Annotated in this window: 13 protein-coding genes; 10 read left to right on the top strand and 3 right to left on the bottom strand. The window is 68.2% G+C overall.

Annotated features, from left to right (window positions below; translation table 11 throughout):
* On the top strand, window positions 1-376 hold a 376-nt coding region (locus tag BDIM_RS11240), incomplete at its 5' end, for a universal stress protein (RefSeq protein ID WP_169312144.1).
* 130 nt (window positions 377-506) lie between these two features.
* Here the strand turns inward: BDIM_RS11240 and BDIM_RS11235 are convergent.
* Window positions 507-1,937, bottom strand: coding sequence for a helix-turn-helix domain-containing protein (locus tag BDIM_RS11235; RefSeq protein WP_003165720.1), 1,431 nt, complete (start codon window positions 1,935-1,937; stop codon window positions 507-509).
* Between the two features lie 155 nt (window positions 1,938-2,092).
* Here BDIM_RS11235 and aceA point away from each other — a divergent pair, with 155 nt between their 5' ends.
* Together aceA and BDIM_RS11225 are read left to right on the top strand one after the other, a co-directional pair.
* Window positions 2,093-3,370 (top strand): isocitrate lyase, encoded by a 1,278-nt coding sequence (gene aceA, locus BDIM_RS11230; RefSeq protein ID WP_003165719.1) that lies wholly within the window; start codon window positions 2,093-2,095, stop codon window positions 3,368-3,370.
* 29 nt (window positions 3,371-3,399) lie between these two features.
* Entirely contained in the window at window positions 3,400-3,609 is a 210-nt protein-coding gene (locus BDIM_RS11225; protein WP_003165718.1) for a hypothetical protein, read from the top strand.
* Window positions 3,610-3,637: 28 nt separating this feature from the next.
* Here the strand turns inward: BDIM_RS11225 and BDIM_RS11220 are convergent, their stop codons facing one another.
* Window positions 3,638-5,968 (bottom strand): ATP-binding protein, encoded by a 2,331-nt coding sequence (locus tag BDIM_RS11220; protein WP_003165717.1) that lies wholly within the window; start codon window positions 5,966-5,968, stop codon window positions 3,638-3,640.
* A 147-nt stretch (window positions 5,969-6,115) separates the two neighbouring features.
* Here BDIM_RS11220 and BDIM_RS11215 point away from each other — a divergent pair, with 147 nt between their 5' ends.
* The 7 genes from BDIM_RS11215 to BDIM_RS11185 all read left to right on the top strand — a co-directional run bounded on the left by BDIM_RS11215 (window position 6,116) and on the right by BDIM_RS11185 (window position 13,591).
* Window positions 6,116-7,513, top strand: coding sequence for a sensor histidine kinase (locus BDIM_RS11215; RefSeq protein WP_040345853.1), 1,398 nt, complete (start codon window positions 6,116-6,118; stop codon window positions 7,511-7,513).
* Between the two features lie 163 nt (window positions 7,514-7,676).
* Window positions 7,677-9,107 (top strand): phosphate ABC transporter permease subunit PstC, encoded by a 1,431-nt coding sequence (gene pstC / locus BDIM_RS11210; protein ID WP_003165715.1) that lies wholly within the window; start codon window positions 7,677-7,679, stop codon window positions 9,105-9,107.
* The gene (gene pstA, locus BDIM_RS11205) at window positions 9,100-10,395 is read left to right on the top strand and encodes a phosphate ABC transporter permease PstA (protein ID WP_003165714.1); all 1,296 of its coding nucleotides are present in this window, start codon (window positions 9,100-9,102) and stop codon (window positions 10,393-10,395) included. Before pstC ends, pstA begins: the two co-directional genes overlap by 8 nt.
* Before the next feature lie 5 nt (window positions 10,396-10,400).
* A complete protein-coding gene (gene pstB, locus BDIM_RS11200) occupies window positions 10,401-11,273 on the top strand; it encodes a phosphate ABC transporter ATP-binding protein PstB (RefSeq protein ID WP_003165713.1) in 873 nt (290 codons plus the stop codon).
* Between the two features lie 10 nt (window positions 11,274-11,283).
* Window positions 11,284-12,030: a phosphate signaling complex protein PhoU gene (gene phoU, locus BDIM_RS11195; protein WP_003165712.1), complete on the top strand. Its 747-nt coding sequence runs from the start codon at window positions 11,284-11,286 to the stop codon at window positions 12,028-12,030.
* Between the two features lie 44 nt (window positions 12,031-12,074).
* Window positions 12,075-12,764 (top strand): phosphate regulon transcriptional regulator PhoB, encoded by a 690-nt coding sequence (gene phoB / locus BDIM_RS11190; RefSeq protein WP_003165711.1) that lies wholly within the window; start codon window positions 12,075-12,077, stop codon window positions 12,762-12,764.
* Between the two features lie 107 nt (window positions 12,765-12,871).
* Window positions 12,872-13,591 carry a CPBP family intramembrane glutamic endopeptidase, BDIM_20840 family gene (locus tag BDIM_RS11185; protein ID WP_003165710.1) on the top strand — a complete coding sequence of 240 codons (720 nt, stop codon included), beginning with the start codon at window positions 12,872-12,874 and terminating at the stop codon, window positions 13,589-13,591.
* Between the two features lie 4 nt (window positions 13,592-13,595).
* On the opposite strand, the gene BDIM_RS11180 is transcribed toward BDIM_RS11185, so the two are convergent.
* Complete coding sequence (locus BDIM_RS11180; protein ID WP_040346899.1) at window positions 13,596-14,528, bottom strand: Hsp33 family molecular chaperone; 933 nt, start codon at window positions 14,526-14,528, stop codon at window positions 13,596-13,598.
* Window positions 14,529-14,877: the final 349 nt, after the last annotated feature.

The following is a 14,877-nucleotide window of genomic DNA, read 5'->3' as shown; positions in this document are numbered from 1 at the left end:
TGCCCCGGCGCTGCTGGCCTGGACCGACACGCGCGAGAGCCGTTTGGCGGCGCAGGCGGCCCTGCCCCTGCTGAAGCGCGCCGACGGGGTGCGGGTGGTCGAGCTGTGCGACCCTGAAGACATGGACGGCGCCCGGTTGCGGACGCAGGATGTCGTACGCTGGCTGGCGGGGCACGGGGTCGCGGCTGAACCGGACGCCCGCGCCCATGACGACCGCTCGGGCGGGCGGCGGCTGATCGACTGCGCCGAGGAAATGGGGGCGGGGCTCATGGTCTCCGGCGCCTGGGGGCATGCGCGGATGCGGCAGTGGATCTTCGGCGGGGTGACGCAGACCTTGCTGAACGAAGCGCCCGTGGCGCTGATGCTGGCGCACTGACTTTCCTTCTCCCCTTGCGGGAGAAGGTGGTCCGTGAGGACCGGATGAGGGGTTGCACTGTCGGTTGAGAGACCCCTCATCCGACCTCGCTTCGCTCGGCCACCTTCTCCCACAAGGGGAGAAGGGGAGATTAGGCGAACGGATAGGGGCTGACGGACTTGGACCAGTCGTCCACCGTCAGGGCGCGGCCGACCGGCGGGGCGGCGCGTTCGGCGCAGGGGTGGCGTTCGCACAGGCGGCAGGCCGGGCCGATGGGGGTGACCTCGGGCTTCTGCAGGTCCAGACCGCGGGCGTAGATCAGGCGGTGGGCGTGGCGAAGCTCGCAGCCCAGGCCGATGGCGAGGTCATGCCCCTCGGTGAAGGCGTCCTGGCCCTGACGGTCGACAGTGCGGGCCAGGGTGAACCAGCGGCCGCCGTCGGGCGTCTCGATGATCTGGGTGACGATGCGGCCCGGCGTGCGGAAGGCCGAGTGCAGCCGCCAGCGCGGGCAGGCGCCGCCGAAGCGCGAGAAGGGAAAGGCGCCGGAGGCGTAACGCTTGGACACATTGCCTGCCTGATCCACCCGCATCAGGAAGAAGGGCACGCCCCGCGCCGTCGGCCGCGACAGGGTGGTCAGGCGGTGGGCGACCTGTTCGAAGCCGACGCCGAAGCGGGCCTGAAGCCGGGACAGGTCATAGCCGGTTTCCTCGGCCGTGCGCTGGAAGGCGGCGTAGGGCATCAGCACGGCGGCGGCCAGGGAGTTGGCCAGCGAGGCCTTCAGCAGGTTGCGCGTCGGGGCGTCGGGGGCGTTCGCCGCCTCGGTCAGGGCCTGAAGCTCAGGCCCGTGCTCCATCAGGGCCAGTTGATTGGCGACGGCGAAGGCGCGCGAGGACGGGCCCAGCGCATCGGACAGCAACAGGCGCCCCCGGTGCGGGTCGAAGCGGCGGGTCCATTCGACCATGACCTCGGCGGGCAGGGTGCGGACCGTCAGGCCGTGGCGGGCGAACAGGCGCGCGCGGGCCAGGGCCTCGAAGCCTTCGTCTGGGGCGGGGGCTTCGGCGCGCAGGGCGTCGTGCAGGGCCTCGCCCAGGGCATCGAGGTCGGGGAAGTGGTTGTGACGGGACTGGACGTATTCGCGCACCCATTCCGAAGGACTGTCGGTCGGGGCGGCGCCGCCGCCCGCCTCGACCTCGGCCCGGTCGCGCACCCGGCGGTCGGTGAAGGCGCGATAGAGGCGCAGCACGGCGTCGGCGACGGCGGGCTGATCCTCGGCCAGCTGCATGATCTCGTGGCGCGGCACGGCCAGCCCTTGGAACAGGGGATCGGCGAAGACCTCGGCCAGTTCCGCCTCTGACGCCGGTCCGCCGGACTGGCCGAGGTTCCTCAGGTCGACGTCATAGGTTTCGGCCAGGCGCAGCAGAAGCTGGGCCGAGACGGGGCGCTGGTTGCGCTCGATATGGTTCAGGTAGGAGGGCGAGACGCCCAGGTCGGCCGCCATCGCCGTCTGCGACAGGTCAAGTTCGCGCCGCAGCCGCTTGAGGCGGCCGCCCAGAAACAGCTTGCGATCGGCGGCGGCGTTCATGGCGCGATCATGTCACATCGTGACTTCAAGGCAAGTGTCATGATGTGACTGTTTGACCTGAATTACGCGTCTAGCTCTGTGTCATTCGTGACGGATGCATGTTCAAGTCTTGGGGACAGCGGCTGCGGCCGCGCCTTATCGAGACCGAGACGAACATGACGACCTTCGCCGATCTGGTTCCTTCGCCCGCCGGCCGTTTCGACGGCATCGAGCGCCCCTATTCGCCTGAAGACGTCCTGCGTCTGCGCGGCTCGGTGCCGGTCACGCACACCCTGGCCGAGCGCGGCGCCAACCGCCTGTGGGAGCTGCTGCACACCGAGCCCTACATCAACGCCCTGGGCGCCGTGACCGGCAATCAGGCGATGCAGATGGTCCGCGCGGGCCTGAAGGCCATCTATCTGTCGGGCTGGCAGGTCGCGGCCGACGCCAATACGGCCGGCGCCATGTACCCGGACCAATCGCTGTATCCGGCCAACGCCGCGCCGGAACTGTGCCGCCGCATCAACCGCACCCTGCAGCGCGCCGACCAGATCGAGCACGCCGAGGGCGGCGCCAAGCGCGACTGGTTCGCTCCCATCGTGGCGGACGCCGAGGCCGGTTTTGGCGGCCCGCTGAACAGCTTCGAGATCATGAAGGCCTTCATCGAGGCGGGCGCCGCCGGCGTCCACTTCGAGGACCAGCTGGCGTCTGAGAAAAAGTGCGGCCACCTGGGCGGCAAGGTGCTGATCCCGACCCAGGCGCATGAGCGCAACCTGATCGCGGCGCGTCTGGCGGCCGACGTCTGCGGCACGCCGACCCTGACGGTGGCGCGCACGGACGCGGAATCGGCGCAGCTGATCACCTCGGACATCGACGAGCGGGACCACCCCTTCATCGACCGCGAGAACCGCACGCCCGAGGGCTTCTATCGCCTGAAGCCGGGCACGGGTCTGGATCACTGCATCGCGCGCGGCCTGTCCTACGCCAAATACGCCGACCTGCTGTGGTGGGAGACCTCTCACCCCGATCTGGACGACGCCAAGAAGTTCGCCGAGGCGGTTCAGAAGGAGCATCCGGGCAAGCTTATGGCCTACAACTGCTCGCCCTCGTTCAACTGGGAAGCCAAGCTGGACAAGGACACCATCGCCAAGTTCCAGCGCGAGCTGGGGGCCATGGGTTACAAGTTCCAGTTCGTGACGCTGGCGGGCTTCCACAGCCTGAACAACGGCATGTTCGAGCTGGCCAGCGGCTATCGCGATCGCGGCATGGCGGCCTATTCCGAGCTGCAACAGCGCGAGTTCGCTAATGAGGCCGCCGGCTACACCGCCACGCGCCACCAGCGCGAGGTCGGCACCGGCTACTTCGATGATGTCGCCACGGTCATCTCCTCGGGCCAGTCCTCGACCACGGCCCTGAAGGACTCGACCGAGACGGCCCAGTTCCACGCCGCCTGAGTTCCACGCCTCACAGGAAAGGAAACGACATGGAGCCCATGACCCGTCCGCAAGCCATCATCGACTTCTGTCTGGCGCCGCTGGCGCTGGATGGATCGACCGAGGCCGAGCGCGAGGTGCGCCGCCGTCTGGAGCACGTCCTCAAGACCTTCGAGGCCAAGGCGGTCCGTCCGCTGAGCGTGGACTTCTCGACCATGCCCAGCCAGGTCATCAACGAGGCGGCCCACGGCTACGAGTGAGCCGCCTCGATATTGGAAGAAAGAGACCTCAGGCCGCGGCTTCCGCGGCCTGAGGCGTCTGTGCGGTCAGGTCGGCGACCATGGCCAACAGGTCTTCGACGCTGAAGGGCTTGGCCATATGGTGGTCGGCGCCGGCGGCCAGGGCCTCGTCCAGATGTTGGGGCAGGGCGTTGGCGGTCAGCATGACGACGGGAACTTGCGGCAGGCCCAGGACGGACTCGTGCAGCCGGATTTCGCGGACGGCGGTCAGACCGTCCATGACCGGCATCTGCATGTCCATCAGCACCAGGTCGAAGGTCTGGGCGCGGTAGGCTTCGACGGCCTGGGCTCCGTTCTCGACCGAGACGAGGTCGAAGACGGCGCCGTCCAGGATCAGCTCGACGACGCGGCGATTGGTCGGGTGATCGTCGGCGGCCAGGATGCGCAGGCGGCGCGGCGCCTGGTCGACCTCGGCCGCGAAGGCTGTGTCGGCGTCCTGCCGGTCGGGACGAAGCGGGACGGGCGGCGCCTGAGCCGGCTTGAACGGCAGGCTGAGGATGAAGGCGGCGCCCGCGCCCGGCTCGCTTTCGCAGCCCAGGTCGCCGCCCATCATGGCCGCCAGTTCGCGGCAGATCGCCAGGCCCAGGCCAGAGCCGCCGTAATGGCGGGTGATGTCGCCGTCGGCCTGTTCGAAGCGGTTGAACAGCCGGGCCTGCGTCTGGGCGTCAAAGCCGATCCCGGTGTCCTGGATCACGAAACGCAAGGTCTGGGGCGCCTCGGCCGGGACGGCGTCGACGGTCAGGCTGACGAAGCCCGAGGCGGTGAACTTGACGGCGTTGGAGACCAGGTTGGTCAGAACCTGCTTCAGGCGGACGGCGTCGCCATAGATCCAACGCTGCGCCTCAGGCGCGACCTCGACAATGAACTGCAGCCCCTTGTCGCGCGCGGCGGCGGCGTAGAGGAGGGCGGCTTCCTCCACCGTCCGGGCGAGGTCGAGCGGTTCCTCCTTCAGCTCCAGTCGCCCGGATTCGACGCGCGCCAGATCCAGTATGTCGCTGAGCAGGGTCTGGAGGGTGCGGCTGGAGGACTGGATCAGCTCAAGCATTTCCTGCTGATGCTGTGACAGTTTCGTGCGGGTCAAAGCCTGGGCCACCCCGATGACGCCGTTCAGGGGCGTGCGGATCTCATGGCTCATATTGGCCAGGAAGCGGCTCTTGGCGCGATTGGCGGCGTTTGCTGCATCGCGCGCTTCCGCCAGGGCGGCCGCGTCGCGTTTCAGGTCGCTGATGTCCGAGCAGACCGTGACCGCGCCGCCGCCGACGGTCGGGCGATCCTGAACCCGCAGCCAACGGTCGGCGACCTTGATCTCGCGCGGGGCGGTGGCGATGCGGCGGCAGGCCAGCCGCTCTTCGATCCAGGCGTCCTCTCGGCCCACGATGTCGGGATAGACGCCGCTTCTGATCCCGGCCTCCAATACTTCGCGGAAGGTGACGCCGGGCCTGAGCACGCCTTGCAGATGAGGTGCGATCTCGCTGTAGCGCTGGTTCCACAGGATCAGGCGGTCATCGGCGTCATAGACGCTGACGCCGTCGGGCATGGCGTGGACGGCTTCCAGCAACTGACCCAGAACGCTGCGCCGCGACCACCAGATCATGCCGGTGAAGAAGGCCGCCACGACGACGGTCAACGTCACGCCCAGGCCGATCCACAGGGCGACGACGAGGGCGCTCGCCGCGTCGCTGGGCAGGATCACGCCGGGCGCAGGCGTCAGGCTCACGGCGGTCATGGCGATGAAATGCAGCCAGGCGACGCCGCTGGCGGTCAGGGCGGTCGCTGCGGCCAACTGCTTCCAGCGGCCGAGGGGCGGCAGGAAGACGACCGTGCTGAACAGGACCAGCCCGCCCGCGACGGCCAGGCCGACGCGCGGCGCATTCCACGTCAGCACCGCGCCCGACAGGCGCATGGCGTCCATGCCGACGAAGTGCATGGCCGCGACGCCGGTTGTGACGGCGACTGCGGCGACCAGCCCCCACCGACGCCGCAGCTTCGCATCCGCCGGGCCGATCAGGTGCAACTGCATTCCGATCCAGAAGGCGGCCGCCACGATCACCAGCGACAGGAAGGTCTGCAGGGCGTCGTAACGGACCTCGACGCCCACGTCGTAAGCCAGCATGGCGATGAAATGGGTGGTCCATACGCCCAATCCGCCGACCAGGGGCGCGGACAGGGTGTAGGCGCGGCGTGCTCGGGGCGACAGGCGTCGCGCACGCTCGGACAGCAGCAAGGCGATGCCGAGGCTGAAAACGCAGGCCAGGATGGCGAAAGCGGCGATTCGCCAGTCGTGGCGTTCAACCAGACAGCTCAGAACACCGTCCAACATGATGCGCCCTCAGCCCCTAAACCGTTCCGCCGTAAATCCGTGAAGAAACCAAGCTACACATCCCGTGCGTCGAACCGGCCGACTCAGCGGGCTGCCGACGGACCAACCTAGGTCGAGCTGCTGAAGAATGAGATAACGTCGGTCGAAATGCCTTACGATCACTCTCCGTCTCCCGTTGCGCCTACAGCGTCGTCCCGTTTGTGGACGGCCGGCGCCAGCGGCGGCGTGGCCATACTGGTGATGGCGGTTCTGGCCGTGATGAAGCCGGAACTGGCCGGATGGCTGGCGGCGGGGGCCGTCGCGGTCGCGCTGGCGACCTGGTTGGTGAACCGCAATCCGCCGCCGGCCGCCGATGAGATGGAATTCGAGCCGGGCGGGGTCGATCTGGGACCGGACGCGGCCCTGCTGGGCGATGTGTTCGAGGCGCTGGACGACCCGCTGCTGATCATCAGCGGAGGCGAGGCGGACGACATCGCCGGGCGCCGCATCGCCCTGGCCAATGCGGCGGCGCGCGAGCTGTTCAAGCTGAACGGGACGGGCGGGGGGCTGCTGGTTTCGGTGCTGCGCGAGCCGCGCGTGCTGGAGGCGGTGGACGAGGCCCTGTTCGGCGGCGTCGGAGCCGAGGTCGACTATGTCGGCGGCGGCGTTCAGGAACGGCATTGGCGCGCCTTCATCCGACCCCTGCCTGCACGCGAGGATTCGGCCTGGGGCGGCGGGATGCTGGCGCTTCTGGCTCTGCGCGACGAGACGGACGTGCGCCGCATGGAGAAGATGCGCGTCGACTTCCTGGCTAACGCCAGCCATGAGCTGCGCACGCCGCTGGCGTCGCTGTCGGGCTTCATCGAGACGCTGAAGGGCCACGCCAAGGACGACCCCAAGGCGCGCGACAAATTCCTCGACATCATGGCGGTGCAGGCCGACCGGATGCGGCGGCTGGTGGCGGATCTGCTGTCGCTGAGCCGGATCGAGCTGAACGAACACATCGCGCCCCTGGGGCGGGTCAATCTGGCGCGGGCGACGGCCGATGTGGTCGATGCGGTCAGCGTCCTCTCGCGCGAGCGTCAGGTGACGATCCATGCTGAGCTGCCGCACGGCGGCGCGGCTGTGACCGGCGATCGGGACGAGATCGCCCAGGTGGTGCAGAACCTGATCGACAACGCCCTGAAATATTCCAGCGCGGGCGGGACCATCGAGGTCGGCATCGAGATCGACCGCACCCTGGACGAGGCCATGGCGGCGCGAATGGCCGAGGGCAACCGCCTGTCTCTGGCGACCCCGGACCGCGAGACGGGCCAGCGCTACGCCGTTGTCACCGTGCGCGACCACGGGCCGGGCATGGCGCGCGAGCACCTGCCGCGCCTGACGGAGCGATTCTATCGCGTCGAGGGTCAGAAGAGCGGCGATCGGCAGGGCACGGGCCTGGGCCTGGCCATCGTGCGCCACATCATCATCCGTCACCGGGGCGGCCTGTCAGTGGACAGCGCGCCGGGGCATGGAGCGATCTTCGCAGCCTGTTTCCCGCTGGCTCCCGCATCCGAGGCGTGAGGTCCGTATTCGGAACGATCGTCATGCAGCTGCGACATTGCGGCTGGGCGTCGTAACAGAACTGTCATCCAGCCGTCTTAATCCGCTGACGTATCGCAGGCAGTTTCCCGGCCGAAACGCACCGAACCCGGCGCGTTGCTGATTCCTGCGCTGATCGGACCGGATGATCTGGATTTTCCTGCTGCTGCTGATCGCCTTCGCCGTCCTGGCCTATGTGGCCGGGCGGGCCTTGGCCGTTCGTCGGAGCCAGGGGGCGAAGTCGCATTCGCGTCCTGGCCAACACGGGCTTTACGCCCTGATCTGGGTCGGTGTTCCGGCCCTGGCGATGCTGATCGCCGCCTCGATCTTCTCCACGCCCATCGAGCAGCAGATGATGCGGGCGGGCGCGCCTGACAGCGTCACCCAGCTGGAGCCGTTCCGCCGCGAAGCCTTCTTCGCCGACGCCCGTCTGGTCGGGGCGGGGCAGGAGGCGCGCCAGATCTGGCCTGCGCCCTACGCCGAGGAGCTGCCGGCCGAGGGCCGCCGCGCCCACCGCATCGCCGCGGCCCTGGACTGGGGCGGGGGCGTCGCCGCCCTGATCGCCGCCGTGCTGGGCGGCTTGTTCGTCTTCACCCGCATTCGCCCGGACCTGCGCGCGCGCAACAAGGTCGAGGGCTGGATCACCGGCGTCCTGTTCGCCTGTTCGGCGGTGGCGGTGCTGACCACGGTCGGCATCATCTTCTCGCTGGTGATCGATTCCTTGCGCTTCTTCAGCATGGTGCCGATCACCGAGTTCCTGTTCGGGACCAAGTGGAGCCCGCAGATCGCCATCCGCGCCGATCAGGTCGGGTCGTCGGGCGCCTTCGGGGCCGTGCCGCTGTTCGCGGGCACCTTCCTGATCATGGCCATCGCCATGGCGGTGGCGGCGCCGATCGGCCTGTTCTCGGCGGTCTATCTGTCGGAGTATTCGGGCAAGAAGACCCGCGCCCTGGTCAAGCCCGCGCTGGAGGTTCTGGCCGGGGTGCCGACCGTGGTCTACGGCTTCTTCGCCGCCCTGACCGTTGGGCCGGCTCTGCGCGTCTTCTTCAACGGCATCGGCGAGATGCTGATCGGCGGGCCGTTCAACGATCTGGGCCTCTACCTGTCGCTGGTGCAGAACCAGATGGCCCTGGTCGCGGGCGCGGTCATGGGGATCATGCTCATCCCCTTCGTCAGCTCCCTGTCGGACGACATCCTGAACGCGGTGCCGCAGTCGCTGCGCGACGGCTCCTACGCCATGGGCGCCACCAAGTCCGAGACGATCAAGAAGGTGCTGCTGCCCGCCGCACTGCCGGGCGTGGCCGGGGCCCTGCTGCTGGCCGTGTCGCGCGCCATCGGCGAGACCATGATCGTGACCATGGCCGCCGGTCTGGCCGCCAAGCTGACCTTGAACCCGCTGGAGACGGTCACGACCGTCACCGTCCAGATCGTCACCCTGCTGACCGGCGACCAGGAGTTCAACAGCCCCAAGACCCTGGCCGCCTTCGGCCTGGGGCTGACCCTGTTCGTGGTCACGCTGATGCTGAACATCGTCGCCATGCGCATCGTGCAAGCCTATCGGGAACAGTATGACTGACGCCGCCTCTCCCTCGACCGGCGTCAGCCCGCGCACCCAGCGTCTGAAAAGCCGCCTGCGCGCCCGCTATGCGCGTGAGACCCGCTTCCGCTGGTACGGCCGTGCGGCCATCGGCGTGGCTCTGGCCTTCCTGGTGATCCTGCTGGGCAGCATCGTCACCCAGGGCTACACCGCCTTCTACGCTCATACCGTGACCCTGCCGGTCTACATGGACCCGGCGCGGATCGACCGTTCCTATCCGCAAGGCGCCAATTTCGAGCAGATCGTCGCCGAGCAGCAGATCCGCCGCCTGGGAATCCAGGACGACGCGCAGGGAACCAAGGCCTCGACCATGAAGGCCCTGCTGTCCTCGGAGCTGAAGTTCCAGGCCGCCAAGATGATCGCGCGCCAGCCCAGCCTGCTGGGCCAGACCGTGCCGGTCGCCGCGCCGCTGTCGGACGACGCCGAGATGTATCTGAAGGGCAAGATCACCCGCGATCAGCCCGAGGATCAGCGCCGCGTCACCAATGAGCAGATGGACTGGCTGGACCGGATGAAGGCCTCGGGCGCCGTGCGCGCCCACTTCAACTCCGCCCTGTTCACCAAGGGCGACTCGACCCAGCCGGAGCTGGCGGGCCTGCTGGGCGCCGTGGTCGGTTCGGCCCTGATGCTGATGGTGACGGCCCTGATCGCCATTCCGGTCGGCGTCGGCGCCGCCGTCTGGTTGGAGGAGTATTCCCCCCGCAACCGCATTACGGCGATCATCGAGGTCAACATCAACAACCTGGCCGCCGTGCCGTCGATCGTCTACGGCCTGCTGGGTCTGGCGCTGTTCATCAACTTCATGCACCTGCCGCGCGCCAGTCCGCTGGTCGGGGGTCTGGTGTTGGCGCTGATGGCCCTGCCGACCATCATCATCGCCACCCGCTCGTCGCTGAAGGCGGTGCCGCCCTCGATCCGCGAGGCTGCTTTGGCCATGGGCGCCAGCCGCACCCAGACGGTGTTCGGCCACGTCCTGCCGCTGGCCATGCCCGGCGTGATGACGGGCGCCATCATCTCCATGGCCCACGCCCTGGGCGAGACGGCGCCGCTGCTGCTGATCGGCATGATCAGCTTCGTGCCGGGCGTGCCGCACGCCATCGACGAGCCCGTCGGCGCCCTGCCGTCGCTGATCTACATCTGGGAGAATGCGTCCGAGCGCGCCTTCCACGAACGGACGGCGGCCGCCATCCTTGTCCTTCTCGCCTTCATGATCGTCATGAACGCCGCCGCAGTCCTGCTGCGCCGTCGCTTCGAACGCCGGTGGTAAATCTTATGAAGTCCCGCATCTTCCGCGCTCCCGACGGCTCGTCGACCGGCGCCGCCCCCTCTGAAGCCGCCGCCCTGTCGACCGCCCCGGCCGTCGGCGCTCACGCCTCGGCCCCGCTGGGTCCGATCAAGATCGCCGCGCGCGACGTCTGCGTCTTCTATGGCGAGAAGCAGGCCCTGTTCGACGTCTCGCTGGAGATTCCGGACAAGACGGTGACGGCGCTGATCGGCCCGTCGGGTTGCGGCAAGTCGACCTTCCTGCGGACGATGAACCGCATGAACGACACCATCCCCGGCACCCGCGTGACCGGCCGGATCGACATGGACGGCGCGGACATCAACGACAAGAAGATCGACCCGGTGCTGCTGCGCGCCCAGGTCGGCATGGTGTTCCAGAAGCCGAACCCTTTCCCCAAGTCGATCTATGAGAACGTGGCCTATGGGCCCAAGATTCACGGCCTGGCCTCGACCAAGGGCGAGATGGACGAGATCGTCCAGAAGTCGCTGAAGCGCGCCGGTCTGTGGGACGAGGTCGCCGACCGCCTGCACTCGCCGGGCACCGGCCTGTCGGGCGGTCAGCAGCAGCGTCTGGTCATCGCCCGCGCCATCGCGGTCGAACCCGAAGTCATCCTGATGGACGAGCCCTGTTCGGCGCTGGACCCGATCGCCACGGCCAAGATCGAGGAGCTGATCGACGAACTGCGCGAGCGTTACTGCATCGTCATCGTCACCCACTCGATGGCCCAGGCGGCGCGGGTGTCGCAGCGCACGGCCTTCTTCCACATGGGCAAGCTGGTCGAGACCGGCGACACCGAAGAGATCTTCACCAACCCGCGCGAAAAGCGCACGCTCGATTACATCACCGGCCGCTTCGGCTGAGGACGCGACGATGAACCAGCATACGGTCAAGGCTTACGGCGACGAGCTGAACCAGTTGACGGCCGAGGTGGTCCGCATGGGCGGCCTGGCCGAGGCCCAGGTGGCGGACGCTATCGAATCCGTCGCGCGCCGCGACGTGGCTCTGGCCAAGGCGGTGGTCGAGCGCGACAACCGCTTGGACGCCCTGCATCGCGACATCGAGAAGAAGGCGATCCGCCTGATCGCCCTGCGCCAGCCGGTCGCCAGCGACCTGCGCCGGACGCTGGGGGCGATGAAGCTAGCCTCGGACCTGGAACGGACCGGCGACCTGGCCAAGAACATCGCCAAGCGGGCGCTGATCCTGGCCGAGGCCGAGCCGATGCAGCCCTTGACCCGCTCGATCGAGCGGATGGGACGGCTGGTGTCGAACCGCCTGCGCGACGTGCTGGACGCCTATACGGCCTCTGAGATCGAGCGCGCCCTGTCGGTCTGGCAGACCGACGACGAGGTGGACGAACACTACAACGCCCTGTTCCGCGAACTGCTCACCTATATGATGGGCGACCCGCGCACGATCACGGCCTGCACCCACCTGCTGTTCATGGCCAAGAACCTGGAGCGGATCGGCGACCACGCGACCAATATCGCCGAGACGGTCCACTATGAGATCACGGGCGAGGACATGCTGGGCGAGCGGCCGAAGGCCGTGCCCGGTCCCGGCGAAGAGCCGACGCCGACCCCGCACCTGTCTGCGTCGCCCGACGCGGCGGACGACTGATCCCCCTACATCGCTGACGACTTCGACGAACCGGAGAGGCTGACGTGCAACCCTATATTCTGGTGATGGAAGACGAGGACGCCCTGGCCACCCTGCTCCAGTACAATCTGGAGAAGGAAGGCTATGACGTGGCCGTCGCCGCCGACGGCGAGGAGGGGATGCTGCAGATCGACGAACGCACCCCCGACCTGATCCTGCTGGACTGGATGCTGCCCAAGCTGTCGGGCATCGAGGTCTGCCGTCGCGTGCGCGGCCGGGCCGAGACCCGCAACCTGCCCATCATCATGCTGACCGCGCGCGGCGAAGAGACGGACCGCGTGCGCGGCCTGGACACCGGCGCCGACGACTATATGACCAAGCCCTTCTCGATGACGGAGCTGACTGCGCGCATCCGCGCCGTGCTGCGCCGCATCCGCCCGGGTCTGGCCGATGACCGGGTGAACCACGCCGACATCATCATGGACCGCGTCGCCCACCGCGTCAGCCGCGCGGGCCGCGAGGTGCATCTGGGGCCGACGGAGTTCCGTCTGCTGGACCACTTCCTCAAGCATCCGGGCCGGGTGTTCAGCCGCGAGCAGCTGTTGGACGCGGTCTGGGGCTCGGACGTCTATGTCGAGGCCCGCACGGTGGACGTCCACGTCGGCCGCCTGCGCAAGGCGCTGAACGTCGAAGGCACGGTCAACCCGATCCGCACCGTGCGCTCGGCGGGCTATTCGCTGGATTTGAACAACTAGACCCTTCTCCCCCCAAGGGGAGAAGGAAGCTTAACTTTTCTTCATCTGCATCTGCTGGCCCATGCCGCCGCCTCTGAACGACGACGTCGCATCGGGGGAGGGAAGCCATGCCGGACGCCATTATCGCCATGTCGGGCTGGGTCGGGGCGGTCGCACTGGCGGGCGGGGCGGCGGCCGTGCTGTCGCGCGGCAAGGTGCGCTGGGGCTGGCTGGCCGCAGCTCTGCTGCTGATGGCGGTCTATGACGCCGTGCTGACGCGCGGCTATGGCCATATCCCGCTGGATTTCGGTCCCTCGCGCTGGAACTGGGAGGGCAAGACGCTGGCCGTCCTGCTGTCCCTGGCGGTCGCCAGTCTGCCCATCGTCGGGTGGCGGCGCAGCGGCCTGACCCTGCATCAGAACCGGCAGGGGCTGAAGGGGGCGCTGATCCTGTCGGGCCTGCTGGTCCTGCTGTTTCTTGGGCTGGCGATCGCGATGCCGGGCGAGGGGTTCGACGCAGACAGCCTGGCTTTTCAACTGACCATGCCGGGGCTGGACGAGGAGATCTTCTATCGCGGCGTGCTGCTGCTGATGCTGAACGAGGCGTTCGGGCGGCCGGTCCGCGTGCTGGGCGCGCCAATGGGCTGGGGCGCGGCGCTGACGGCGCTGGCGTTCGGCCTGACCCACGCCCTGGGCTATCAGGACGGCGGCTTCACCTTCGACTGGGCGCCGATGGCGACGACGGGGCTGGCGGGCCTGTTGCTGGTCTGGCTGCGCGAAAAGACCGGCAGCGTGCTGCTGCCGGTCCTGCTGCACAACTACGGCAACGCCGTCTTCATGCTGGTCTGAGGGATCAGGCCTCGGCCGTTTCCAGCTCGGCCGGGTCGATCTCATAGTTGGTCGAGCAATACTCGCACGTCACGCGGATCTTGCCGTCGTCCTCGACCATTTCGGCGCGTTCTTCCGCCGGGAAGGATTGCAACACGGTGGCGATGCGGTCCTTTGAGCAGCGGCAGACGGCGGCCAGGGCCTTGGCGCCTTCCAGCCGCACGCCGTCCTCATGGAACAGACGGTACAGCAGGGTCTCGGCGCTGATGGTCGGGTCGATCAGCTCGTCGTCGCCCAGGGTGGCGAACAGGGCGCGGGTGCGCTCCCACACTTCTTCGGTCGAGCCGCGCGACTCGTCGCCGGCGATGACCTGGATCATCGCCCCGCCCGCGCGCCAGGTGCGGCCTGCGTCGGTTTCGACCTCGCCGACAGCCAGGCGAACCTTGGTCGGCACCTGCTCGGACTGGGTGAAGTAGTGTTCGGCGCACAGCGACAGGCTCTCGCCCTCGATGGGGGTCACGCCCTGGGTGCGTTCGAAGTCGGCGCCGCGGTCTACCGTCATGATGAAGACGCCGCCGCCCAGCAGGGTCTTGGCCCCCGGACGGGCGAAGCCTTCCGACGCCTTGGCCACTTCTTCCGGGTCGAAGCGGCAGAAGCCGCGCAGATGGCCGTCCGTGCCGTAGTCGGCGACGACGTAGCGCACCGGGCCGTCGCCCTGGGCCTGAACGATCAGGCGGCCGTCGAACTTCAGCGCCGAGCCGACGATGGCGGCCAGGACGCAGGCTTCGCCCAGCAGGGCGGCGACCGGCTCGGGATAGGCGTGGGCCGACAGGATCTTGTCGACCGCTTCGCCCAGGCGGACCAGGCGGCCGCGCACCGGCCAGCCTTCGATCTGGAAGGCGGCGGCGAAGTCGTCCGTCGGGGCGGCGATGGGGGCGTCGGGCGCGTGATCGGTCACGGCGTGAAATCCTGAAAACTGTCGGAAGCGGCGCAACATAGGGAGCCGCGGGCGGCTTGGTAAGGGGAGGGCGTGTCGCCTGCGTCACGACCGCGCGCGGCGGCGACAAGCTTGACCGGATGAAGGGAACCCTTTGTGCTGAAGCTCGCTCCCTTAGATGAAACCGTTTCCTTCCCGAGAGGTCTGACATGATGGATCGTGAGTTCAACGTCGTGGATGAAGTCCGCAAGCATCCCGGAATCACGGCGGGGGTGGTGGCTGTGCTGGCGGGCGTGGGTCTGGCGACCATCCTGCTCAGCCAACGCACCGGCCCGACGCGTTATGAGCGGATCAAGACCCGCATCGACCC

Source organism: Brevundimonas diminuta ATCC 11568 (assembly GCF_000204035.1).
Taxonomy (GTDB): Bacteria; Pseudomonadota; Alphaproteobacteria; order Caulobacterales; family Caulobacteraceae; genus Brevundimonas; species Brevundimonas diminuta.
The sequence above is the reverse complement of the archived record's forward strand: the minus strand, read 5'-3'. Positions and strand labels throughout refer to the sequence as shown.

Bases quoted from the DNA above. Each gene is read 5' to 3' on its own strand.
- BDIM_RS11185 (WP_003165710.1), top strand. From the start codon at position 12,872: ATGCCGGACGCCATTATCGCCATGTCGGGCTGGGTCGGGGCGGTCGCA.
- pstA (WP_003165714.1), top strand. From the start codon at position 9,100: ATGACTGACGCCGCCTCTCCCTCGACCGGCGTCAGCCCGCGCACCCAG.
- pstB (WP_003165713.1), top strand. From the start codon at position 10,401: ATGAAGTCCCGCATCTTCCGCGCTCCCGACGGCTCGTCGACCGGCGCC.
- aceA (WP_003165719.1), top strand. From the start codon at position 2,093: ATGACGACCTTCGCCGATCTGGTTCCTTCGCCCGCCGGCCGTTTCGAC.
- BDIM_RS11220 (WP_003165717.1), bottom strand. From the start codon at position 5,968: ATGTTGGACGGTGTTCTGAGCTGTCTGGTTGAACGCCACGACTGGCGA.
- BDIM_RS11215 (WP_040345853.1), top strand. From the start codon at position 6,116: ATGCCTTACGATCACTCTCCGTCTCCCGTTGCGCCTACAGCGTCGTCC.
- pstC (WP_003165715.1), top strand. From the start codon at position 7,677: ATGATCTGGATTTTCCTGCTGCTGCTGATCGCCTTCGCCGTCCTGGCC.
- BDIM_RS11225 (WP_003165718.1), top strand. From the start codon at position 3,400: ATGGAGCCCATGACCCGTCCGCAAGCCATCATCGACTTCTGTCTGGCG.
- phoU (WP_003165712.1), top strand. From the start codon at position 11,284: ATGAACCAGCATACGGTCAAGGCTTACGGCGACGAGCTGAACCAGTTG.
- BDIM_RS11235 (WP_003165720.1), bottom strand. From the start codon at position 1,937: ATGAACGCCGCCGCCGATCGCAAGCTGTTTCTGGGCGGCCGCCTCAAG.